General features: G+C 35.5%; 14 protein-coding genes and 3 tRNA genes. 8 read left to right on the top strand and 9 right to left on the bottom strand.

Features of this window, described 5'->3' with window-relative positions; all coding sequences use genetic code 11:
* Positions 1-88: 88 nt before the first annotated feature.
* The 4 genes from J3U35_RS01285 to pflA all read left to right on the top strand — a co-directional run bounded on the left by J3U35_RS01285 (position 89) and on the right by pflA (position 12,787).
* The gene (locus J3U35_RS01285; protein WP_267359037.1) at positions 89-8,149 is read left to right on the top strand and encodes an SdrD B-like domain-containing protein; all 8,061 of its coding nucleotides are present in this window, start codon (positions 89-91) and stop codon (positions 8,147-8,149) included.
* Positions 8,150-8,566: 417 nt separating this feature from the next.
* On the top strand, positions 8,567-9,415 hold the full coding sequence (focA, locus tag J3U35_RS01290; RefSeq protein WP_257006728.1) for a formate transporter FocA: 849 nt from the start codon (positions 8,567-8,569) through the stop codon (positions 9,413-9,415).
* Between the two features lie 69 nt (positions 9,416-9,484).
* Positions 9,485-11,767 (top strand): formate C-acetyltransferase, encoded by a 2,283-nt coding sequence (gene pflB / locus J3U35_RS01295; RefSeq protein ID WP_220215723.1) that lies wholly within the window; start codon positions 9,485-9,487, stop codon positions 11,765-11,767.
* A gap of 237 nt (positions 11,768-12,004) precedes the next feature.
* Positions 12,005-12,787, top strand: a complete 783-nt coding sequence (pflA, locus tag J3U35_RS01300; RefSeq protein WP_218837373.1) for a pyruvate formate lyase 1-activating protein — start codon at positions 12,005-12,007, stop codon at positions 12,785-12,787.
* 66 nt (positions 12,788-12,853) lie between these two features.
* Here pflA and rarD read toward each other — a convergent pair whose 3' ends face one another.
* Both rarD and serS read right to left on the bottom strand, forming a co-directional pair.
* Positions 12,854-13,750 (bottom strand): EamA family transporter RarD, encoded by an 897-nt coding sequence (gene rarD, locus J3U35_RS01305; RefSeq protein WP_267359040.1) that lies wholly within the window; start codon positions 13,748-13,750, stop codon positions 12,854-12,856.
* Positions 13,751-13,818: 68 nt separating this feature from the next.
* Positions 13,819-15,111, bottom strand: a complete 1,293-nt coding sequence (gene serS / locus J3U35_RS01310; protein WP_267351750.1) for a serine--tRNA ligase — start codon at positions 15,109-15,111, stop codon at positions 13,819-13,821.
* Between the two features lie 594 nt (positions 15,112-15,705).
* Between serS and J3U35_RS01315 the strand changes: the two genes are divergently transcribed.
* Positions 15,706-15,966: a DUF4190 domain-containing protein gene (locus J3U35_RS01315; protein WP_065559043.1), complete on the top strand. Its 261-nt coding sequence runs from the start codon at positions 15,706-15,708 to the stop codon at positions 15,964-15,966.
* Positions 15,967-16,226: 260 nt separating this feature from the next.
* Here J3U35_RS01315 and J3U35_RS01320 read toward each other — a convergent pair.
* The 7 genes from J3U35_RS01320 to recA all read right to left on the bottom strand — a co-directional run bounded on the left by J3U35_RS01320 (position 16,227) and on the right by recA (position 21,356).
* Positions 16,227-16,303, bottom strand: a tRNA-Arg gene (locus tag J3U35_RS01320).
* A gap of 17 nt (positions 16,304-16,320) precedes the next feature.
* Positions 16,321-16,397: transfer RNA gene (locus J3U35_RS01325), tRNA-Arg, on the bottom strand.
* Positions 16,398-16,417: 20 nt separating this feature from the next.
* Positions 16,418-16,510 (bottom strand) — tRNA-Ser (locus tag J3U35_RS01330).
* Positions 16,511-16,639: 129 nt separating this feature from the next.
* Positions 16,640-16,840: a carbon storage regulator CsrA gene (csrA, locus tag J3U35_RS01335; RefSeq protein ID WP_065559044.1), complete on the bottom strand. Its 201-nt coding sequence runs from the start codon at positions 16,838-16,840 to the stop codon at positions 16,640-16,642.
* Between the two features lie 135 nt (positions 16,841-16,975).
* Positions 16,976-19,609, bottom strand: a complete 2,634-nt coding sequence (gene alaS / locus J3U35_RS01340) for an alanine--tRNA ligase (RefSeq protein ID WP_267359042.1) — start codon at positions 19,607-19,609, stop codon at positions 16,976-16,978.
* Between the two features lie 206 nt (positions 19,610-19,815).
* Complete coding sequence (locus J3U35_RS01345) at positions 19,816-20,316, bottom strand: regulatory protein RecX (protein ID WP_267359044.1); 501 nt, start codon at positions 20,314-20,316, stop codon at positions 19,816-19,818.
* A complete protein-coding gene (gene recA, locus J3U35_RS01350) occupies positions 20,316-21,356 on the bottom strand; it encodes a recombinase RecA (protein ID WP_267351741.1) in 1,041 nt (346 codons plus the stop codon). Before recA ends, J3U35_RS01345 begins: the two co-directional genes overlap by 1 nt.
* 499 nt (positions 21,357-21,855) lie before the next feature.
* On the opposite strand from recA, the gene J3U35_RS01355 reads away from it, so the two are divergent.
* From J3U35_RS01355 to J3U35_RS01365, 3 genes are read left to right on the top strand one after another with little or no spacing between them, the layout of a single operon-like run.
* Entirely contained in the window at positions 21,856-23,106 is a 1,251-nt protein-coding gene (locus J3U35_RS01355) for a PqiA/YebS family transporter subunit (RefSeq protein ID WP_267351739.1), read from the top strand.
* 15 nt (positions 23,107-23,121) lie between these two features.
* Positions 23,122-24,759: an intermembrane transport protein PqiB gene (gene pqiB / locus J3U35_RS01360; RefSeq protein ID WP_065559049.1), complete on the top strand. Its 1,638-nt coding sequence runs from the start codon at positions 23,122-23,124 to the stop codon at positions 24,757-24,759.
* A complete protein-coding gene (locus J3U35_RS01365; RefSeq protein WP_267359047.1) occupies positions 24,759-25,343 on the top strand; it encodes a PqiC family protein in 585 nt (194 codons plus the stop codon). The genes pqiB and J3U35_RS01365 overlap by 1 nt, the downstream gene beginning before the upstream one ends.
* Position 25,344: the final 1 nt, after the last annotated feature.

The following is a 25,344-nucleotide window of genomic DNA, read 5'->3' on the forward strand; positions in this document are numbered from 1 at the left end:
AAATTGGAGCTGGAGTTCAACAATTAATGGGCTTGAAGCAATTACCGCCAGTACTTATACTAAAATAGCCTTTTTTGAAGAAGATGGTGTGACTCAAGCAACCGATTTACAAGGTAATAAATTAGAAGTCAGCTATCAAAAACCGGGTTTTTATGGTGTAAGAGGCTCACAAAATTATCCTATCGATCATGCGGGTTTATTTTATTATTCTGTTGTTGAATATGATACGGATAATTTGGATTATCCCGAATCATATAATGGCGAATATTCGATTAATGTCACTCCAAATAGAACTTGGGAAGATACCCTTTACTTTACACCAAAAAGACCCAATACGATTTCTGGATATGTGTATTTAAATAATAGCCATCGAGGGGCTTTAGGCACTTATAATCCAAATCAAGATACACCAATTAAACAAAATCGGGTTACTTTGGAGCGTAAAGTATTTGGAAAATGGACAGTTATCACTGAATTTGCAACAGATAACAAGGGTTATTACAATTTCACCAATTTGCCTAATGGAGAGTATCGTGTTACGGCTAAACAGGAGTATGGTGGCGACAGTAATATCAAGGCTGGCGATGTTGATTTCGAAAATAATGATCAGAATAGCGGTTCAAGTATCGATCCTAATGATAATAAAAAAACGATATCAAGCATTGTTGTTAATGCGAGTGGTGGTAACAAATATAACAGGGATACTAACATCTGGTATAAATTGAAAATTAATGAAGATGTTCTTCGTGGTTCAGTACTGTTAGATACATGGTTAGGTGATGGTGAGATACAAACCGGGCAAATGTACAATGCTAATGACTTACCATTAAAGAATGCTATTGTTTTACTTTGTGAAGATGACGGTACCAATGATTGTACTGAAAATGGAAGTAATTTTATTGGGAAAAAACTAACAAATGCCAAGGGTGAATATAGTTTTCAAGGGCAACAAGATGGTATTAATCGAGATGTGACTTATATCGTTAAAGCTATCTATTCAGGTACAACGGCTGTCACAAATACCGCTAAAGAGTTAGCTCCAAGTTATAAAGTACAATTTAAACAACTAGATGTCCCGATGACGAAAAACTTTCTAATGCAAGGAAAAGGACAATTTTCGGGAGCACCGGTTAATGATCTCAATGGCGATATGGACTATGCAGGTGAACAAACACTTGAGAAAGGCGATGGATATTTTGATCTCTATTTCTGGAATGGAAGTAATTATGAAAAATGGAGTGTTATTGGTGATTACTATCGAACGATCAATCTTAAATCATTACCAGAAGGCAAATACCGTATTGTTCATCAAGCAGATAAAACTAAATATTTAGATATTGCCGATAAGGATCCTTCTTCACCTCCTGGTACAGTAAATTTTGAAGTATTAGCTGATGGCACATTAGCAAATATGGATAATAATAATCAATGGTTTATGCAAGCAACGATAGCGCCTTCAGGGCTCACTGAAGCCTTGTCAGGTAATATTTATTTAGACATCACCGGATCAACTGAAAAAAATGAGCAATCGGTTTTATTAACATCAGATGAATTACAACGGTATAACCTTTCAGATTTATCTGTAGAAGGGGTCTTTACACCAAGAATTTATCCTAATTACTATGATAGAACGAAAAGTATCGATTCTATCCTTGCAGATCCTGATTTTGTTGATAACAAAGTAAAACAAAATGGGCGATTTGTTTATAATAAACAAAACTCAACTCGGTATAATAATTTATATCTGACAAGTATGTTATTGCGATTAAATGGATTGGATCATAGTGCTTTCAAATTAGTTGGTAATAGCAGCGCATCTAAAACAGAAAAAACTTATCTTCCAAATGAAATAAAAACAAATTTGGAATATATGCAGGTTTATTTATTACCAAGAGGTGTACCGAATCAATATTGGTTAATTAGAGCCAATAATAATACTGAAATTAGCGGTCAGCTTTATTACGATTATGATGATAATGGTAGTTTTGATTCGTCTAAGGGTGACGTGCCAATCACTGGTGTACGTGTCGAAATTTATCGTAAAGGCAGTAATAAATTATATTCTTATACCAAAACGGACAATAATGGTAAATATCGTTTCAGTCATCTTTTAAATGATAATTACACGATAAAAGTAACGGATACAGGCTTAGATAAACGTTATGAATTGAAAAGTCCTTCTGATACCGTGAACGATGTTCAAATCACTGCGTCGACGCCAATTTTATCAGGTGGTGGTTTAGACTTCATTTATAAAAAAGAGGGGGATGCATCGATATCGGGTTATGTCATGATCGATATCAATAATAATGGCCAACCCGATATCAGTTTCAATAGAACGGGTGATGTTCCTGTTTCAAATGTAACTATTAATTTATATAAAGGAAGTGACGCAACAGGTACGCCATTTAGTACGATTAAAACCAATGAAATTGGCTATTATAGTTTTAGTTTAAGTAAAGATGATTCGAAAGCTAGCCTTTATACTGTTGAAATTGAACCGCCGAGCGGTTATGGCGTGATAGCGAATGCGGATAACAATACGAACAAAACTTTAAATCCGATATCTTTTAATACTAAAGGTGGTAGTCAGAAAGGTAAATACTTCTTATTAGCAGGGAAAACAAATGCTAATCCATCGGCAGGTATAACCAGCACTACCGCAACAAATAGTGGTATTTCGGGCAAAACATTAATTGGTGATCCTGCTGCTGCAACCGGTGAGCCATTAGGTGGGGTATTACTCAGTTTATACGATGCTACGACGAATAAAGAAATGGTTCGCCAGTATAGTGATGCCAATGGAGAATATCATTTTTATAATTTGCCAGATGGTAACTATAAAGTCAGTGTTATTTTAGCCCCACAAAACTATGTTATTGTTGGGAATAGCGAAAACTCAGTGCAACCGATTGATACCATATCAAATATCATTATCAATAATCGAGGTATTGACGGTAAAATATTCTATTATAATCAGGCTAGCTATGATGGTATTCAAGGTAATGTGTATATCGATTTTAACGATTCTAACCAAGATTTGAATCATACAAATCAATTTGCGCATCCACTTGATGGCTCGGTACAGGCAACTGTTGAATTATATTCAGGATTAAATGCCAGTGGACAGCCATTGATGACTCAAAAAACTAACAATGGTCATTATCATTTTGCTAATCTATTATACGGAACGGGTGTTAATTACTCTGTTAAAATCATAATGAATTCGATTAGTGACTATGATTTCAAACAAAGTAAATCAGGAAATCAAGCACAAAATATCGTTATTCCTGTCAGTGGATTACCTTTAGAAGGATCACTTGATAATCATTATCTTGTTTTAGGTAAGCAAAAAATTGGTGGTGATGTCTGGATTGATTTTAATAACAATAAAATCAAAACGGTTGATGAGCTTACTAATGGTGTGAAGGTGAATCTAAATTATAAGGTTCCAGGCTCAAATCAATATAAAACCCTTAAAACAATTGAGACGGATAATATTTCTTTAAATGGTAATCCATCGAAAAATGGTCAATATCTTTTCGAAAAGCTACCTATAAATTATTATTATCAAGTAGAAGTCATTACACCAGATGGCGCTAAACTTATTCCTGCATCAGAGATAGCAAATAATAAAAATATCATTGATTTTATGCCGCTAACTAATGATGATTTCAGTAGTAGTACTGGATTTAATTATGACGGTATTATCGCAGGACAAGTAACGATTGATGTGGATAATAGTCAAAGTAAAACAGATGTTGATACCAGCTTTGCTGGGGTCAAACTTAATTTGACAAAAGTGCCAAGCCCAAATTCTAATGCGACTAATAATCAAGCAACATTTTCAGTAATAACTGACAGTTCAGGAAATTTTAAATTCGAAAATATGTCACCAGGTCAATGGGTTCTTTCTGCTGATAACTCACAAACAGTGGCAGATTGGAATAATTATGCTTTAAATTATACTTCAATGAATAACAGAACGATTGTTGGGCAGAATAATAGTTTGTCATTAGATATTAACTTAACTGTCAATCAACCTTCAATTGACAATATCAATATCGGTTATCGCGGTAGCAGTAAAATCACAGGTTATGTGGTTATTGACCGAGATAATGATGATCAATATAGTCAAAACGATATGGCATTTGGTCAGTTATCTACACCAATAACCCCAGTAATAACCTTAAATTCAGCAAACAATAAATCGGGCTTCACACCTAAAGATATATCGGTTGACCCATCTACAGGTGCTTTTGAAATAGACGGATTAAGTCAACATAATTATGAAATTACAAGCACAGTAAATCATAATGATTATAAACTTGTCTTTAGTCCAGGAAATCCAGCAACGCCATCGGCGATAGCAACGTTTGATATTAATGGTCCGAATGACAGTCGGTATGAACTTAATCCAGAAAAACGTGCTTTCGGTTATCAAATTAAACGCAACTTATCAGGAACAGTTTATTTGGACGCAAGCGGAAATGGTTCTTATCAAACATTCCATACAAAATTAGAGGGTGCTGTTGTAAAAATTGAAGGTGAATGGAATAACAAAAAAGTGACAGAAAGCCAAACAGTTGGTAGCGATGGTCAGTTTTCGTTTACTAACATTACTGAAGGCAAATGGACAGTTTCGGTTTCACATCCAACACGTTCAAGTTTAGTTTATAGCTATTTTGTTAAAAAATCAGTAAATCCAACTGGGACCAATACTAATAGTATTAGTTATCAGGTTGATTCAAATACCGGTCGAGATATCAAACTTGATCTAGGTATGAAAGGTCAAAGTATAATTACAGGTATGGTTGTTCTGGATAACGATGTCGATGAACAATTGTCACAAGGTGATACCGGTATTGCTAATTTAACCATAAACCTAATCGATCCAACTAATGATACTGTTATCTATAAACAAACGAACACTGGCAGTAATGGTTATTTTGAATTTAATGGTTTATCGAGTGGTAATTATCGAATTCGAGTGACGGATCCTGCAAACGCTTTAAGTGGTTATGTCATTAGCTTTAGTCCGACAGGTAAGGCATCGACGAATAACGCATTCGATATTGCCCCTGTAGTTGTTTCAGCGGACAACGACCAGAAAATCAGTAATGATTTTGGTTATAAAGGTAATATAGGTATCAGTGGTCATATCTATCAAGATATTATGGGTAATGCTGTTCATAATGCTAATTATCCTACATTATCTGGGGTTGAGGTGAGCGCCATCAATCAAAGTAATAACGCAAAAGTTTCGAGCGTATCACTTGCCGATGGTAGTTATGCAATAAACAATCTAACATCGGGTGTATGGATTGTTAAAATTACAGGCTATCCTCAAGATTGGAATTATAGTTACGTCAATTATGCTGTTAATTATTCATCCATTGATCAGGTCAATCCTGGCGAGTTGAAACTAACCATTTCTGCCACAGATACCGCAGGTAAAACTATCGACTATGGCTTGAAGGGTAGTGCTAAAATTGCCGGGCGAGTGGTTGTCGATATGGATATCAATGATAATGCTAGTTTGAATTACCATGCGGCAGCTATTGATAGACCTTTAAATGGTATTCCTGTTACCCTCAAAAGTAATGGCTTAAGTGGTGCGCCTGAAATCAGAATGACAACGGATAGCAATGGTCATTACCAGTTTGATAATTTAACGGCATATAATCAATATGAAGTGAGTGTTGATGATAGCACCTTATTGCAGTCTGGATATCAAATCAGTTTCAGTCCAGCCATGGTTAATGGTGGAAATGCAAGTAATCATGATATGTTAGTGGTAGCGGGTGTTAATCAACAAGTTGACAATATTGATTATGGTTATAAGAGTCAAAAAGCGTTAAAAGGCAAAATTTATAAAGATTACTCAGGAAAAGGTATACATCAGACATATCATACTACTTTAGCGGGTGTTACCGTTGAAGCAAGGGATGCGAATAATCCTAATATTCTTCTAACCGCTGTGAGTGATGCTAACGGTCAATATGAAATCAATAATATTGCAGAGGGTGAATGGATTATTACTGTTCAACCAGTAGCAGGTTCAGGCTATAGTTATAGCTATGTGGTTAAACCACAAGGTATGCCTGCTACTGATGTTCCAAATGGAACAAAACTAGATATGAATGCGGCATCTTCTCCATTAGTCACCAATGTTGATTTCGGTCTAAAAGGTGAAGCAAGCATTAGTGGTCAAGTTGTGATTGATATCGATACCAATGATGGTAACGCAATAACAGCTCAAGATATTGGTATTGATTCACTATTCCCGCATTATGCCGTTGAATTATTTGTCGAAAATGATTTGGTTGATAGTGTTGAGGCAATAAGTACAGGTACAAATATTGATGATCTTGGTCAATATAAGTTTGAAAACCTAGTTTCAGGTGTTAACTACAAAGTTAAAGTCTCTATTCAAAATTCTAACTATATAAGTAGTTTCTTACTAACAGATAGTAATATTGCTGCAACAACGAATAAGACTGATAACGAAATGGAGGAAATTTACCAGTTTGCGAGTGCAACCGATCATGCTCAAGGGGTGATTTTTGCTTGGAGTGGGATAAGTGGTATTAAAGGTAAAGTGTTCTTAGATAACAATGATGATGGAGAGTACAATCCTTCAATTGATAGTTCAGTTAATGCGCCGGTCACATTACTATTCGAGAATGTAAACAATCCTGCTATCCACTTTACACACACATTAGCAGCAAGTGATGTTGATTATGAAATTAATAACATTATTCCGGGTAAATGGAAAATTGAAGTTACAGGTATACCAACGACTTTAAGAGCAAGCTTTGATCCGGATGATGCGCATCACGATCGTAATGGCACCGTAAATACCCCTAAAACAGAAAACGTGGCAACATTAGATATTTCAGGTAGTTTAATCGATCAAAACTTTGGTTATATCAATGGAGGATTCATTGAAGGAAGAATTCTTGATGATAATCAGGGCGGAGGGTTAAAAGGTGCTGCTAATTATAATGGCTTAAAAGGTGTGAATGTTTACTTATTAGATAGTGATAAACAACACATCTTAGATAAAAGTGGTCAACCGGTTAAGTCAATAAGTGGTGAAAATGGTAAATTTAGTTTCCGTAACCTCATTATTGATACCAATAATAATGGTGCAGCACGATACTTTGTTAGAGTCCTGTATGGCGAGTATAACGATGGTAGTGTCAATGTTGGTCGTGGTAATCCTTTATTTGATTTGATACCGTCATTTGATCGATACGCAGACAATAACGGTAAAGTAATTGAACATGACTTAATTAATTTAGCTAATCCACCGGCTTCGGTAACATTCAATGGTGTGGGTGGTGCTCACACTGTGCCTGTCATGTTAAAAGATATGTCAACAACTTTGACACGGTTAGCGAATGAAATGCTATTGGGGTATCGTAATTCGGATGAGGATGTCACGATAATTAAAATGGCACAGAAAGATAATGTCGTTGTAGGTGATATCGTGCCTTACTCAATTAGAATTATCAATAATAGTCCGCGTGCTTCAGCTATCAAGATACAAGATATCTTACCGGCAGGCTTTAAGTTTGTTAAAGGTTCAACGCGTCTTGATGGTAAAAAAGTTGCTGATCCTAGTGGCGGAAGAACGGTCACCTCTCAGGTCATCAAATTGAAATCTAACGATGAAATAACGCTTACTTATATGCTGGTGGTCGGTTCGGGGGTGACTCAAGGTGAATATACCAATACAGCTAAAGCGATAAACTCATTAACCGGACGAGTAGTCTCCAATATATCTCATGCAACCGTAACGGTTACGGCTGATCCATTATTTGATGATGCGCTTATTTTCGGAAAAGTGTATGTGGATAAAAATGGTAACGGTATTCAAGATGAAGGTGAAGAAGGATTAGGGGGGATCAAATTGGTTACGGTTCGGGGTGAAATCATTACAACCGATGCAATTGGTCGTTATCACCTAGTCGGTGTATCGGGTGGTCGTTGGGAAAGAGGAGCCAATTTTGTGATTAAATTGGATACCAGAACATTACCAAAAGGCTATGAAGTGATTGGGCGTAATCCTAAAGTGATTCGAGTATCACCGGGGTTACCTAGCAAAGTTGACTTCTTAGTTTCAGAGGTAAGTAATCCATAACAATTGGATTACGGGCAAAATTTGGATAAGGATATCCAAATTGTAACGTGAAGTTACATTTACATATTTATTTAAGACTTGTTCTATTTTATTTTCCTCCTTTTTCGATATATCAGAAAAAGGATGGAAAATTTTTTTATTTTATCGGAATTTCTTCAGTCAACAGCAATGCAAAAAAATCGTTTATAATTGCTATGAAATAGTTAACTGTCTGTTTTAAAAGCTTATTAAAACTGTTAAACGCTTTTTAAATCAAAACAGAATGTTATTATTTATGTTAATAAATGTAAAAAAATAAAATAAAAATAATGAGTTATAATTTTTTAAATTTTTTTAACTAAAAAATTGATGATTTGACATAAATTAAGAGTATACTATCCGCCTCATAAAACCCTAGTTTTTTTGAGGATGTTAACATTGAGTAATGATAAGCTTGTGGATTCTCTTTCCCCCGCACAAATGACCCAAATCGCTGAAGAGGTCGGTAATTATAAAGTAAATAAGCACCCAAGTAGTACGATTTTATCTGCCATTATTGCAGGTGTATTTATCTCAATTGCTTTTGTATTTTATATTACTGTGACAACAGGTACATCTACCGTTGCGTTTGGACTTGCTAAGTTAGTCGGTGGTATTTGTTTCTCATTAGGACTTATGCTCGTTGTTTGCTGTGGAGCAGATCTTTTTACTTCAACAGTTTTAACAATTTTGCCGAAAATGACGCATAAAGTCAGTTGGTTTAGAATGATTCGCAATTGGATTTTAGTCTATATTGGTAATTTTATTGGTGCTATACTGTTTGTTGGCGTGATATGGTTCTCAGGTCAATATATGGTAGCCAATGGTATGTGGGGACTAAATGTTCTGCAAACTGCAGATCATAAATTGCATCATACTTTTATTGAAGCTGTTTTTCTTGGTTTATTAGCCAATCTAATGGTGTGCTTGGCGGCTTGGATGAGTTACGCTGGTCGTAGTTTATTAGATAAAATGCTAATCATGATTTTACCGGTAGCAATGTTTGTGGCAAGTGGTTTTGAGCATAGCATTGCTAATATGTTCATGATCCCAATGGGAATTGTGATCAACAATTTTGCTTCTCCGGAATTTTGGCATGCAATAGGTGTATCACCGGATGCATTCAAAGAATTAACCGTTGAGCATTTTGTGTTAAAGAATTTGATTCCTGTAACAATCGGGAATATTTTAGGTGGTTTAGCCGTTGCGCTGCCTTATTGGGCATTATATTTACGTAAGCCACATTGATTTTTATGATATTTACCCTTATATACAAAAGAGTAGATAGAAATTTTAGTAAACCTGAGGTGAAAAACTATGAGTAATTTAAACGAAGTACAAGCGGTCGCTTGGAAAGGATTTAAAGATGGTGATTGGCAAAATAATGTCAATGTCCGCGACTTCATTCAAAAAAACTACACACCATATGAGGGTGATGAGTCTTTTTTAGCTGGCGCAACTGATGCGACAACTAAATTATGGGATAAAGTTATGGAAGGCATCAAAATTGAAAATGCTACCCATGCCCCTGTAGATTTTGATACAAGTGTTATTTCGACAATTACTGCTCATGATGCAGGTTACATTGAAAAAGATTTAGAAAAAATTGTTGGCCTACAAACTGAGAAACCATTAAAACGTGCGATTATCCCGTTTGGTGGTATCAAAATGATCGAGAACTCTTGTAAAGCATACAACAGAACACTTGATCCTTTAGTCAAAAAAATCTTTACTGATTATCGTAAAACCCATAACCAAGGTGTTTTCGATATCTATACACCAGATATTCTTCGTTGTCGTAAATCAGGTGTTATCACTGGTCTTCCTGATGCGTATGGACGTGGTCGTATCATTGGGGATTACCGTCGTGTAGCACTTTACGGTATCGACTATTTGATGCAAGACAAATTTGCACAATTCAATTCATTACAAGCGGATTTTGAAAATGGTGTTGATTTAGCCATGACAATGCAACGTCGTGAAGAAATCGCTGAACAACATCGTGCGCTTGGTCAAATTAAAGAAATGGCTGCTAAATATGGTTACGACATTTCTGGACCAGCGAAAACGGCACAAGAAGCTGTTCAATGGACTTACTTCGGTTATTTAGCTGCGGTTAAATCTCAAAACGGTGCCGCTATGTCTTTAGGCCGTACTTCAACATTCTTTGATATTTATTTCCAACGTGATCTTGAAGCTGGATTAATTACTGAAAAAGACGCTCAAGAAATTGTTGACCACTTCGTAATGAAATTACGTATGGTTCGTTTCTTACGTACTCCAGAATATGATGAATTATTCTCTGGTGACCCTATTTGGGCAACAGAATCTATCGCTGGTATGGGTGTTGATGGTCGTACATTAGTTACTAAGACTTCTTTCCGTTTCTTAAACACTTTATATACCATGGGTCCATCACCAGAACCAAATATGACTATTCTTTGGTCTGAACAGTTACCAAGTGGATTCAAAGAGTTCGCATCAAAAGTATCGATTGATACGTCATCTTTACAATATGAAAATGATGATTTAATGCGTCCAGACTTTAACAACGACGATTATGCAATCGCATGTTGTGTAAGCCCAATGATTGTTGGTAAACAAATGCAATTCTTTGGTGCGCGTGCAAACCTTGCTAAAACTCTTCTATACGCAATCAATGGTGGTGTGGATGAGAAATTAAAAATGCAAGTTGGCCCGAAAGAAGATCCAATCACTGATGAATATCTTGATTTCGACAAAGTCTTTGCTCGTTTAGATCACTTTATGGATTGGTTAGCAAAACAATATGTGACAGCACTAAACGCAATTCACTATATGCACGATAAATACAGCTATGAAGCATCATTAATGGCTCTTCACGATCGTGATATTATTCGTACTATGGCATGTGGTATTGCTGGTCTTTCTGTTGCTGCTGACTCATTATCTGCAATTAAATATGCAAAAGTAAAAACCATTCGTGATGAAGACGGTCTTGCGGTAGATTTTGAAATCGAAGGTGAATATCCACAATTCGGTAACAATGATCCACGTGTAGATGATATCGCTGTAGATTTAGTTGAACGTTTCATGAAGAAAATTCAAAAACTTAAAACTTATCGTAATGCAATTCCTACACAATCTGTATTAACCATTACTTCAAACGTTGTATATGGTAAGAAAACAGGTAATACGCCAGACGGTCGTCGTGCCGGTGCGCCATTTGGACCAGGTGCTAACCCAATGCACGGACGTGACCAAAAAGGTGCGGTTGCTTCATTAACATCTGTTGCTAAATTGCCATTTGCTTACGCTAAAGACGGTATTTCTTATACTTTCTCTATCGTACCAAATGCATTAGGTAAAGATGATAATGCACGTAAACGTAACTTAGCTGGTTTAATGGATGGTTACTTCCACCACGAAGCATCAGTTGAAGGTGGTCAGCACTTAAATGTTAACGTATTGAATCGTGAAACATTATTAGATGCGATGGAACATCCTGAAAAATATCCACAATTAACCATTCGTGTTTCTGGATATGCAGTGCGTTTCAACTCATTAACTAAAGAACAACAAAAAGACGTCATTACACGTACTTTTACACAATCTATGTAATTTAGTTGATTTTAATTACGACAAAATAGCGTCCTAAAAGGGCGCTATTTTTTTATAATATTGACTAAATTCATATTCATTATTCGTAAAAGAGTAGTTGTGTTGATATCATTCATTTTTAACCTATATAATTACCTAAATTAAAAAGCGTTTCTGATTAGTGTAATTGGTGAAAGCTAAACCGTATCTGAGTTAAAATAACGTATAAGCAATGTGAGCAACGATTAGAGAAAATTTATGGAACAAAATAACAATATCATTATGACAACAAAACAACCGATTAAAGGTCGTATTCATTCTTTCGAATCTTTTGGTACTGTTGATGGGCCAGGAATTCGCTTCATTGTTTTTTTTCAAGGTTGTTTAATGCGTTGTTTATACTGTCATAATCGTGACACTTGGGATTTGAAAGCAGGACGAGAGGTCACGGTTGATGAACTAATGAAAGAAATTGTTTCTTACAAAAGTTTTATCATGCCTAATGGGGGCGGCGTCACCGCATCGGGTGGTGAAGCAACGTTGCAATCTGAATTTATTACAGAATGGTTTAAGGCTTGTCATGAAGAGGGTATAAGCACCTGTTTGGATACCAACGGTTATGCCAGACAACTTGATCAGACTGTTGATGCGTTAATGGAAGTAACGGATTTAGTGATGCTTGATTTAAAACAGATGAATGATGAAATACATCAAAAACTGGTCGGTGTTTCGAATAAACGGGTACTTGAGTTTGCTAAATATCTTCAAAAAATTAATAAAAAAACATGGATCCGCTATGTCGTTGTGCCAGGCTGGACGGATGATGATAATTCTGCGCATCTACTAGGTCAATTTATTCAAGGAATGGATAATATTGAGCGTGTTGAATTATTGCCTTACCATAAAATGGGGGCTTATAAGTGGGATACGATAGGGGATAAATATCAATTGGAAGGCGTTGAGGCGCCTCCAAGAGAAACCTTAGACAGAATCCAAGCGATTATTGAAAGTTATGGCCAGCCGGTCACGTTTAGTAAATAAATTTCACTATATCAAATAAAAGAAAGCACATTAAAATGTGCTTTTTTGTTATTTATCGAATGTTATTTACCGAATTCTTTTACGTTTTATCGCTCGTAAAACAAATATACTCCCTTCTAATGCTAATACGCAGACAGACAACCAAATAAGCCCATATGAGATGATATGCTCTGATGATACAGATTCATGCAAAAATATTACCGATACCATAGAAAGCAAAACAGGTTCTACATATCCAAGTAATCCGAATAATCCCATCGGTAGTAATCGTCTTGCAACAAAATACATTGCAAAAGCAATAGCGGTAATGATTCCTAGCATAGGGATAAAAATAGGAAAATGGGTAATGTCATGAATAATCTCATCCCAACTGTAGTTAAGAATAAAATAAAACAAACACCCAATAAAAATAAAAAAGAAGTCCGAAAACGTGCCTGCAATGCCCTCTATTTGTAATTTTCGGCGTGTCATAAAATAAACGGGGTATCCTAGGGCAATGACGGCTGTTTCCCACGAAAATGCGCCTGTATTGACAATTTCAATAGCGACCCCTAATGCCGCAAGCCCCACTGCTATTTTTTGTAAAAAACTGAGCTTTTCTTGATAAAATAGCTGTCCTGAAATAACCATGGTTAATGGTAATAAGAAATAGCCTAACGAAGCTGACAAGCCATGTCCATTGATAGGAGCCCAGATAAAGATCATCATCTGGATTGTCAAAAGTAGTGAAGAACACAATAACCCAATTAAGAGAAGGGGATGTGTTTTTATACGGACAAAAAGTAGATGAATGGCAGACCACTGTTTTTCGATTAAAATTAGAATCACAATCGCAGGAAAAGAAGTCAACAATCGCCAGCAAAAGATATCAATAACTGACAAGGGATGCAATAACACGGGATAATAATAAAGTAAGCCAAAAAGGCATGATGCGAGTATTGACAGGACAACACCTTTTATCATGGTTTCACCTTAATTAATAAAAAAATAGCGCTAATGAATAGCGCTATTATAGGGTTAAAAAACGTTTTTTAGCCTATTACTTCGACACCATTCATGTATGGGACTAAAACGGATGGAACTTTAATGCTTCCATCAGCTTGCTGATAGTTTTCCATAATGGCTACCAATGTACGCCCTACTGCTAATCCAGAACCATTTAAAGTATGGACTAAATAAGTTTTATTGTCTGCTTTGCTACGATAACGAGCTTGCATACGACGTGCTTGGAAATCCCACATATTAGAGCAAGAAGAGATTTCTCGATAAGTGTTTTGAGCAGGAACCCAAACTTCAAGATCATAGGTCTTACAAGAACCAAAGCCCATATCACCGGTACATAGCACAATTTTTCGATAAGGCAGTTCTAATAGCTGCAACACTTTTTCAGCATGAGCAGTAAGCTCTTCTAACGCTTGCATGGATTCTTCTGGTTTCACTATTTGCACTAACTCAACTTTATCAAATTGGTGCATACGAATTAAGCCACGTGTGTCTTTACCATAAGATCCTGCTTCAGAACGGAAACAAGGTGTATGAGCGGTCATTTTTAATGGAAGCTCACTTTCATCTAAAATTTCATCACGCACTAAGTTTGTTACCGGAACTTCAGCGGTTGGGATTAATGCATAATTACTGCTTTCTGCTTCTTCATCGAGCGGTTTTGTGTGAAATAGGTCACCTGCAAATTTTGGTAATTGACCTGTTCCAAATAAAGTGGCCTTATTAACTAAATAAGGTACGTAAATTTCAGCATAGCCATGCTGCTCGGTATGAAGGTCTAACATGAATTGAGCGATAGCACGGTGTAAACGCGCAATTTGAGATTTCATCACCACAAATCGAGCCCCAGTGAGTTTTACACCCGCAGCAAAGTCAAGCCCACCAAAACGTTCACCTAAAGCAACATGATCTTGTACTGGAAAATCAAATGTTCTTGGCGTACCAAAACGCGATATTTCAACATTATCATTTTCGTCTTTACCGTCAGGTACAGAATCATCCGGTATATTTGGAATATTTGAAGCAATATCTTTAATTTGATTCAGTAAGATTTCGAGCTCAGCTTTAGCACTGTTGAGTCTTTCACCAAGCTTATTGACTTCTTCACGTACGGACGTGATATCTTCACCACGAGCTTTAGCTTCACCAATAGCTTTAGAACGTGCATTACGCTCTGCCTGTAAGCTTTCGGTTTCAACTTGTAGCACTTTACGTTTTTCTTCAAGTTGACGAATACTATCAACATCTAATTTAAATCCACGGCGCGCTAATTTAGTAGCGACAAGATCCAATTCATTTCGGAGTAAATTCGGGTCCAACATAAAAAAAGTCCATTATGATTAATTAAAGATATCTATCTACTTTAATGGTTATTTTAATATAGCGACGACCATATTTAAAATAAAAAAGCAGACTGATTATAAATATTTAAAGTTTGAGCTTAGTATACTCGATTTATATCGGGATTCAACCAGAGTGGTATACCCGAAGAAATCTAACTGATATTCGTCAATCAATGTAGTTCAATTGGATAAAAGCAATTATTTTATCATTTATTTTTCTTGCTTATACTGCTGAATATTTATCTCGACTATTATTCATAAAAGAAAAACAAATACAAGTTATTAACAATCATTTTTTGGTAAATTTTATCATACCGATGTTTCATATTGGTTTTAAATCTATTTTCCTATTTTTATACAGTATTAAATCATTATCTAAATCATTTAGTTATTGTTATATGTCAATTGCTACTGATATCGATCTTATTCGCATCTATCACGAAAATAATTTGAATAGCGGTGATTTATGATTGATAAAGTGAAATATATCTTATATTGATCTGCTAAAACGATAATCTTATACTTAACTGCTATTTATTTTATTTTTCAAAAGTATCAAGGGGCAAAAGATAAATGGATCAACAACAATATAAAGCAACAAGTGGTTTAGCTATAGCGGGGATGAGTTGCGGAATTTCATCACTGGTTTCTATTTTGGTCATCAATATTTTAAGTATTGTCGTCGCTATTGTCGCTATAGTATTGAGTGCTGTTGCTATGAGTGATATAAAAAATAATAATAAAAGAGGTTTTGGTTTTGCAACAACAGGGATAATTTGTGGAATCATAACGCTTTTATTATGGTGTTCATTTTTTATTTTAGTATTAACTTAGAATGTGCACTTTGACTTCTAATCTTGCTTAAAACACTTTTTAGGGCTTGGGTAGGAATAGATGACATTAGATACCTGAGAAACATAAAAAGCGTTGTAGAGCGTTTTATATAAGCATTTTTGGGGTATTGGTAAACATGCTAAAGTGTAGAGTAGAGCAGATGATTAATATATGCGTATAGAATAATTTTTTAGGTGGTTTTACACATTATAACCTTTGATTGATTAGCATAAATCGAAGAATCTTTTGGGATGCTTAAATGGCGCACCCGAAGGGATTCGAACCCCTGACCGCTCGGTTCGAAGCCGAGTGCTCTATCCAGCTGAGCTACGGATGCTTGTAAGTTCGTAAAAATGGTGCATCCGAAGGGATTCGAACCCCTGACCGCCCGGTTCGTAGCCGGGTACTCTATCCAGCTGAGCTACGGATGCATATTTTAAATTTTTAAAAATGGCGGTGAGAGAGGGATTCGAACCCTCGATGCAGCTTTTGACCGCATACTCCCTTAGCAGGGGAGCGCCTTCAGCCTCTCGGCCATCTCACCAAAACAACCATGATTTTATCTGAACAACAAAATCATTATGTGTGGCGCACATATTACGGTTTACAAAAAATAAGTCAAACATTTTTTTGCTTACGCGTTCTAGTTGTTTAATTCGTGCCCAAAATATTGCTATTCTTTAGGCTCAGAAACCTCATCAGCCTTGTTTTGTGCTTGATGGATTCTGTTATAGATTTCTTCACGATGAATAGAAACTTCTTTAGGTGCATTAATACCAATTCTGACCTGATTGCCTTTCACGCCCAAAATGGTAATAACAACATCGTCACCAATAATTAGTGTTTCACCTACTCTCCGAGTTAAAATTAACATTCGATCTCCTACTCTCAGTTATTTATATATCCAAACTGTTATAAAAAGTAGCTTCGTTAGTCCATCAATAAACACAATAATGGATTTAAAAGACAAACTCTGTTGGCTTGTTTTAAGTCAATCGAATCTATCTCACTAACTAGCTTGTAATTTATTACTGATTTCCTTTTTCACAGAAGATAACGCTCCTGGTAACGCTGAAAGATCCATTCCACCTGCTTGGGCGAAATCAGGCCGCCCACCACCTTTACCACCTACCATTAATGCTAATTGAGATACTAATTCGCCAGCTTTAACAATATTAATTAAATCATTTGTTACACCAGCAGCTAAATTAATTTTGTCACCATTAACAGCAGCAAGAACAATTACTCCAGACTTCAATTGATTTTTAAGATCATCAATCATTGTGCGTAATTGTTTCGCTTCGACATTATCAAGTTTAGCGATTAGCAAATTTTTATTACCAATGTTTTCACATTGGTTGAGCAGTTGTGCACTTTGTTGGCTAGCTTTTTGTGCATTTAATTGCTCTATGGTTTTCTCTAACTGTTTAGTTTGTTCAAGCAATTGCTCAATACGAACTAAAACTGTAGATTTGTCGCTTTTTACCAATTGTTCAATTTGCGTTAACAAATTGGATTCATGGTGTATGTACTCCATTGCATTTTGCCCTGTTGTAGCTTCAATACGACGAACACCAGAAGCAATGCTGGATTCTGAGGTAATTTTAAATAGACCTATATCACCAGTTCGATCAACATGCGTACCTCCGCACAATTCAATCGAAAAATCTCCCATTGTTAGCACTCTAACAATGTCTTCGTATTTCTCACCAAATAATGCCATAGCGCCTCTATTTTTAGCTTCATCTATTGGCATTAACTCAATATCGACAGGTAAGTTACGACGTATTTGTTGATTCACCAGATTTTCAATTTCAGTAATTTGCTCTGCAGTTATGGCTTGATTATGTGAAAAGTCAAAACGCAGATAGCTATCATTGACTAATGAACCTTTTTGATGGACATGATTGCCTAAAATTTGTTGCAGTGCAGCTTGCAATAAATGTGTAGCAGAATGATTACGACGAATGCGTTCACGTAGCTCAACATCAATCGCTGCAGTAACATTATCACCAACTTTTAGGGATCCTTTTACGATCTGCCCTAAATGACCAATACTTTTACCATATTTCTGACTATCAAAAACGGTGTATTCAAGGTTAGCATTGGTTAAGACACCTTTATCGCCAATTTGACCACCAGACTCACCATAGAAAGGGGTTTTATCTAATATCACAATTGCGTCTTCACCGGCATGAATACTGTCAACTTTTTGGCCATTTTTAAAAATCGCTATAACTTTTGCGGAAGATTCTGTTGCTTGATAACCTAAAAATTCAGTTACCTCATCAAGTTTAATCACATTGCTATAATCAACACTAAATGAACTTGATTCACGCGCGCGTTTTCGTTGCTCTTCCATACAGTTATTAAAACCGACTTCATCAATCGTGATATTTTTTTCACGGCATACATCAGCCGTTAAGTCTAATGGGAAACCGTAAGTATCATAAAGCTTAAAGGCAATATCACCCGGTAAAACATGACCTGTAATTTTTGCTAATTCTTGATCAAGTAAGAATAAACCACGTTCTAATGTTTTTAAGAATTGTTCTTCTTCTAGTCTCAGGGTATTTTCAACATGTTCACGATTATTATTTAATTCTACTGCGGCATTTTCCATTACGTTAATTAATGGTTTTACCAGTTTATAGAAGAATATTCCTTTTGCGCCAAGCATATGACCATGTCGTACTGCTCGTCGGATGATTCGACGTAATACATAGCCACGACCTTCATTGGAAGGCATCACACCATCTGAAATTAAAAACGCACAAGATCGAATATGATCGGCAATAACTCGCAAAGATTTATTTTCTAAATCTTTAGTTTGAATAATTTCAGCTGCATCTTTAATTAACTGTTTAAATAAATCAATATCGTAATTAGAGTTAACATGTTGCAGTACGGCAGCAATACGTTCAAGTCCCATACCTGTATCAACAGAAGGTTTAGGTAAAGGCTCCATGGTACCGTCGGCATGGCGATTAAACTGCATAAAGACGATATTCCAAATTTCAATGAAACGGTCACCATCTTCTTCAGGGCTACCTGGCGGTCCACCCCATAAATGATCACCATGATCATAAAAAATTTCGGTACACGGTCCACAAGGGCCGGTATCACCCATTTGCCAAAAGTTATCAGATGCATAAGGCGCACCTTTATTATCGCCAATTCGTATAATACGTTCTTTTGGAATACCGATATCTTTTTCCCAAATAGCATAAGCTTCGTCATCTGTTTCATAAACAGTCACAGAAAGCTTATCTTTTGGAAGATTAAACCATTCTTTACTGGTTAATAATTCCCATGCAAAATGAATTGCATCACGTTTGAAGTAATCACCAAAACTAAAATTACCTAGCATTTCAAAGAAAGTATGATGTCTAGCTGTGTAGCCAACATTATCAAGATCGTTATGTTTACCGCCAGCGCGTACGCAACGTTGTGCTGTTGTTGCTCGACTATAAGGACGTTTATCTATACCAAGAAATACATCTTTAAATTGATTCATTCCAGCATTAGTGAATAGTAATGTTGGATCATTATGTGGAACAAGGGAACTACTTGCTACGATTTCGTGTCCTTTGCTATTGAAAAAGTCAAGAAAATTTTGACGAATTTCTGCAGTGCTTTTCATTTAGGCTTCCATATAAAAATGATAGATATTTAAATATAGTAATATACCCGTTACAACTAAAGTTGAATAGTAGATGTTCTTTATACTGCAGTGAATCTAGCTAATATTACAAGTAAATAAGGAAAAAATAAAATGACCTAGTGAGCTTTATTCGTAAAGGGTATCGTTCAAACTTCGATTGAATACATTTTAGATATTTTACCAGTTTAAGTCAACAAACTGTACACATTTTTTACATCATCTTGTGTATAACCTCGGGTTGTTAAGAATTGTATGTTTTTGTACCACAAAGGTTTATTTTTGGGATCAATTTGTTTAAATTTTTTAATTAATTGTTGGTGAGCAATTTCAGACCAATTTATATCTGAATTATTCAGAATTTCACGGCTTAAGTCGGTTGCTAAACCTCGTTGCTTAAGTTCTAATGCAATTCGGTATTTACCATATCCTTTGTTAGCTCGCATAGTAATATATTTTTCAATATATTGGGCATCATTCATCCAATTTTGCTCAATACAATACTCAATAACATCATTAATTTCTGAGCTAAGTTGATGGTATTGTTCGTGATACTCTTCGTCCGAACTTTTGATTTTTTTGGCAAAAAATAGTGTTAGTTTTTGGTTTAATTTATAGGATGAATGGTCACGCTGTGCAAGTAATTGCACAGCTTTATTTAAGATAGATTTATTGAGTTTTTTGCTCATTACTCAAAACTTTCATCTTCTGGTGATGCGTCTTCATCAGAAAAAACCGCAGGACTATTTAATAATAGTTCTCGTAATTTAGTTTCAAGTTCATTGGCAATTTCGGGATGCTCTTGTAAAAATTTAATTGAATTCGCTTTTCCTTGACCCACTTTTTCGCCGTTATAGCTATACCATGCCCCCGCTTTATCAACTAATTTATGTTTGACACCTAAATCAATTAATTCACCATCTTTAGAAATACCACAGCCATATAGTATTTGAAATTCAGCTTGTCTAAATGGCGCTGCGACTTTATTTTTAACAACTTTAACTCGTGTGTCACTACCAATCACATCTTCGCCTTCTTTTACTGCACCAGTACGACGGATATCTAAACGAACAGATGCGTAGAATTTAAGTGCATTACCACCAGTTGTGGTTTCTGGGTTACCAAACATCACACCAATTTTCATCCGAATTTGGTTAATAAATACGACTAAACAATTCGCATTTTTAATATTTGCAGTAAGTTTTCGCAGGGCTTGTGACATCAAACGAGCTTGTAACCCCATATGCGAATCACCCATTTCACCTTCAATTTCAGCTTTAGGTGTTAATGCTGCTACCGAGTCGACAATGATCACATCAACTGCGCCAGAACGAACTAATGCATCACAAATTTCAAGTGCTTGTTCACCGGTGTCGGGTTGTGAAACTAATAAGTCATCAACTTGTACGCCTAATTTAGCTGCATAAATTGGATCTAAGGCGTGTTCTGCATCAATAAATGCGCAAGTTTTACCTTCTTTTTGAGCCTGTGCAATAACCGATAATGTTAATGTGGTTTTACCTGATGATTCTGGTCCAAAAATTTCAACTATTCGCCCCATTGGTAAGCCACCAATGCCTAATGCAATATCAAGTCCTAAAGAACCAGTTGAGACGGCATCAACATCTAACGTTTGGGTATCCCCTAAACGCATAATAGAACCTTTACCAAATTGTTTTTCGATTTGACTTAATGCTGCTGAAAGTGCACGTTGTTTGTTTTCGTTCATATAATAAAATTCCACTGAGTTAGCATATTGGGTGGTATTATACTGTATTGTTATACAGTATCAAGTTTTTTTTGCTTTAAATAAAATAGATAATAACTGATACATAATAAAATGTTTTTTTTCATGATGTCGACTAAATTCATGCGCTAATTTAGACTTAAGTGAGGGACTAAAAATAGAGATAGTTTAGTTCAATTCGAGATAAGTGTTAGCCAGCAATACATTGAGACAAATACAAACCAATGAACTTGTTTATCAAAAAAAATAATTGAAAAAATAGAAAGTAAATAAGGTAAAAATTGGATATTATTTGCTCGTTTTTCCTGCAAAATGGTATTTGTTACTGTGAGTTTAATGCGATTAATAAGTCATATACGAATTAAGTTAATCTTATTGAAGTCAATTTTTTGTCGATCAAATTGTTTAAAGCTTTAGACTTAAATGTTATGCTAAACCTAACTTTTTACATATCTAATTAGCGCTTACATAAAGGGAAATAATGACCATTGATAAACAATGTAATGAATATGAATTGTGCCCAAATTGCGATTTGGTTGTAGAGCTATCTGATATTCTTTTAAAACATAAGGCGGTATGTCCTCGTTGTAATACCACCTTAGCTAAAAATAATGCAGATATGAAGTTTAAAGCGATGATCTACGCCATATGTGCATTGATAATGGTTATCGCAGCAAGTCATTTTATATTTATTGATATTCGTCTGGTCGGTAATTTTAATGGCGTGAGTGTTATTGATATACCTAAAACACTATTTGATGATAATTACAGTTATATTTCGGCGCTTTTTGTCGTGTTTGTATTGCTTTTTCCCGTTATTAATTTAGCAATTATTGCGCTACTTTGCTCTAAAATAGAGCTTTCAAAATATCGCAAAAGAGATCTGTTAGTTGTATACGAAAGATTTCAACACTGGTGCATGCCAGAAATATTTCTAACAGGGGTACTGGTTAGCTTTGTTAAGTTGATGAGTTACGGTAATATCGGCGTAACCAGTTCATTTTGGGCTTTTTGTTTATTTGCCTTTTTTTATATAAAAGCGTTAGTTATTTTTTCTCCGGATGCAATTTGGAATGAGATTAAAACAAATAATTTTGCTAAAGGCGAATTAAAAACAGGTAAAACGGCAATCAGTCAAAAATTAAAGTTATGTAGCTGTTGTCAGGCTATTGTTCCTTTTGAGTATGCTAAATGTCCTCGATGCAAACAGAAAAGTCAGATTCGAAACCGTAATAAAATACAATGGACGATTGCATTACTAACAACTTCATTACTAATTTATATTCCAGCAAATTTATATGGCATTATGATAACGGTTGTATTTGGTTCATCATCGACTTCAACCATTATGGATGGGGTCATTTATATGTGGCAAGCGGGTGATGTTCCTGTTGCGTTAATTATTTTTACAGCGAGTGTTGTTATTCCAATTTTGAAAATTATTTCACTTAGCTGGCTTTGTTATTTTGCCTTAGCGGTTAAGCGAAAAAATAAACAAAATTGTTTGAGAATGAAAAAATTATATAGTGCTGTCGAATTTATCGGTAAATGGTCAATGATTGATATCTTTGTGGTTTCTGTCGTGTGTTCATTAGTTAGAAATCAACAAATGATGGGGGTATATCCAGATATTGGTGTTGTATTTTTTGCCACCGTCGTAATTGTGACAATGATTGCATCGCAAAAATTTGATCCTCGATTAATTTGGGATCGTAGACCAATTAGAAATTAGCGTTATAGGAAACATATGACAAATTCAAATAGATTAGCAAAAATTATCAAAATCAGAGCTATCTCAGCAATATGGATTATTCCTATTGTTACTGTAATTGTTGGGCTTTGGATAATTTACTCTCATTTTGCTGATAGAGGTACATCCTTCACTTTGCTGGCAAAAGATGCTAGCGGTATTGTTGCCGGAAAAACGGTGATTAAAAATCGTAGTGTTGATGTAGGCATAATAGATCAAGTGACGTTATCGGATGATTATAATCAAGTTGTCATCAAAGGACGAATCTATAAAAATATGGAGCCTTTGCTTAAAAATGACTCCATATTTTGGGTGGTTAAACCAGAAATAGGGCGTGATGGAGTTACGGGATTAGGTACGATTTTATCGGGTGTTTATATTGAATTAGTCGCAGGAAATGATAAACATAGCTTTAAAAACGATCCGTTTGAATTGTCCGATTCGCCACCCATATCCGATCCTAGTATTAAGGGTATTCGGTTAAATTTAGAAAGTGATCAAAGCGGAATGATACCGCGTGGTGCTTCAGTGATGTTTAGAGGCTATCGGGTAGGGAATGTAGAAACCTCGTTGTTTGATGTTGAAGCGCGTAAAATGAAATATCAAATTTTCATCAAAGAGCCTTATGATGCGCTAGTGACACAAAATGTTAGATTTTGGAAAGAAGGTGGAATTAATTTAACACTTTCTTCTATGGGTGCAAGTTTGAATTTTCCTTCTTTAGATGTTCTGTTATCTGGGGGAATCAGTTTTGATTTACCCGACGGATCTAAATTAGGGGCTCCAGCACAGCAGTATGCATTATATCAATTATACGATGATAAAAAGTCGATACAAGAATCTCAATACACTCAATATAAAGAGTTCCTGATCATGATTTCAGATTCCATATCGGGGCTAAATGTTGGCGCACCGGTTGAGTATCATGGAATAAGACTCGGTACGGTTAGCAAAGTGCCATTTTATACCATAGACATGTTAAATGAATCGTCAATACTGAATCAGAAAGTACCGGTCTTAATTAAGATTGAACCTGATCGTTTATCCGATTTAGTGGATGAAAAAATCGATATTGCAAAGCAGATCATGGAAGAACAAAAAAATGGTTTAAGAGCTTCGCTTAAAACATCAAATTTATTTACGGGTGCGCTGTATATTGATTTGGATTTTTACCCTGATTTAAAAAATGAATACAATGAAAAAACAGCTGTGCAATATGGTTATGATACCATCGACACTACTTCAACAGGCATAGCACAAATTCAAGCTAAAATTTTACAATTATTAGATAACTTCAATAATTTACCACTGAATAAAACAATGGATCAGTTTAATCAATCATTGGCATCGAGTGAGCGTTTAATGAATTCGTTGAATAAGATCATGGCAAGCAAAGAGATGCAAACGATGCCAAAAGATCTGCAAAAAGCGTTACGCTCATTGAACGATACAATGAAAGAATTACAACCTGGTTCAGAAATGAATAATCAAATAAAAGAGAGTTTGCAAAAAATTCAACAAATGATGGATGAGTTAACGCCATTGTTAAGCACATTGAATGATAAAAGCAATGCTTTAATATTCTCTGCACCTGTTAAACAAGATTTGGAACCCAAAGCAAAAGGTAAAAAATAATGAAAAGCATAATAAATCGCATTTTTACAATTGGGATTATGGCATTATTAACGACATTAGTTGGCTGTTCTTCAGGAACCGCTGAAAAACATTACTTTCAATTAGAGAGTCATTTACAAAATCAACGTTCACAAACCTTGAATTCAGCGCATGGTTTTATATGGATTGAATCCATAGATGTAGCTAGTTTTTTAAACAAACCAGGGATTGTCTTGCAAACGGATAATATTCAGTTTGTTACGGCCTCAAACAATTTATGGGGATCATCGCTTTCACAACAACTTGGTGATCGTTTAGAACAAGATTTAGCGATTTTTTTACCTCATTATTTAGTTTCAACCAAAGCAATTACTACCCCAACAATGACCGTCAAACTATTTATTGATGGATTTCATGGCAGTTACACCGGCGATGCGATAATAAAAGGGCGTTGGGTTGTTAAAGATAGTAAAGATAATATTGAAACAAAATTTTTTGAACATCGTATAGCGTTAAAAAATAATGGCTATGCCGCATTAGTCAATGCATTATCGAAAGGTTGGCAGGATGAAGAGCGTGACTTTGCCACCTTGATAATACGTTAAG

Origin of the sequence: Gilliamella sp. B2717 (assembly GCF_026536675.1) — a bacterium.
Classification (GTDB): Bacteria; Pseudomonadota; Gammaproteobacteria; order Enterobacterales; family Orbaceae; genus Gilliamella; species Gilliamella apicola_I.

Coding starts and splice junctions, on each gene's coding strand:
- J3U35_RS01355 (WP_267351739.1), top strand. CDS start 21,856: ATGACCATTGATAAACAATGTAATGAATATGAATTGTGCCCAAATTGC.
- J3U35_RS01365 (WP_267359047.1), top strand. CDS start 24,759: ATGAAAAGCATAATAAATCGCATTTTTACAATTGGGATTATGGCATTA.
- pflA (WP_218837373.1), top strand. CDS start 12,005: ATGGAACAAAATAACAATATCATTATGACAACAAAACAACCGATTAAA.
- csrA (WP_065559044.1), bottom strand. CDS start 16,840: ATGTTAATTTTAACTCGGAGAGTAGGTGAAACACTAATTATTGGTGAC.
- serS (WP_267351750.1), bottom strand. CDS start 15,111: ATGTTGGACCCGAATTTACTCCGAAATGAATTGGATCTTGTCGCTACT.
- recA (WP_267351741.1), bottom strand. CDS start 21,356: ATGAACGAAAACAAACAACGTGCACTTTCAGCAGCATTAAGTCAAATC.
- J3U35_RS01345 (WP_267359044.1), bottom strand. CDS start 20,316: ATGAGCAAAAAACTCAATAAATCTATCTTAAATAAAGCTGTGCAATTA.
- rarD (WP_267359040.1), bottom strand. CDS start 13,750: ATGATAAAAGGTGTTGTCCTGTCAATACTCGCATCATGCCTTTTTGGC.
- pflB (WP_220215723.1), top strand. CDS start 9,485: ATGAGTAATTTAAACGAAGTACAAGCGGTCGCTTGGAAAGGATTTAAA.
- pqiB (WP_065559049.1), top strand. CDS start 23,122: ATGACAAATTCAAATAGATTAGCAAAAATTATCAAAATCAGAGCTATC.
- J3U35_RS01315 (WP_065559043.1), top strand. CDS start 15,706: ATGGATCAACAACAATATAAAGCAACAAGTGGTTTAGCTATAGCGGGG.
- alaS (WP_267359042.1), bottom strand. CDS start 19,609: ATGAAAAGCACTGCAGAAATTCGTCAAAATTTTCTTGACTTTTTCAAT.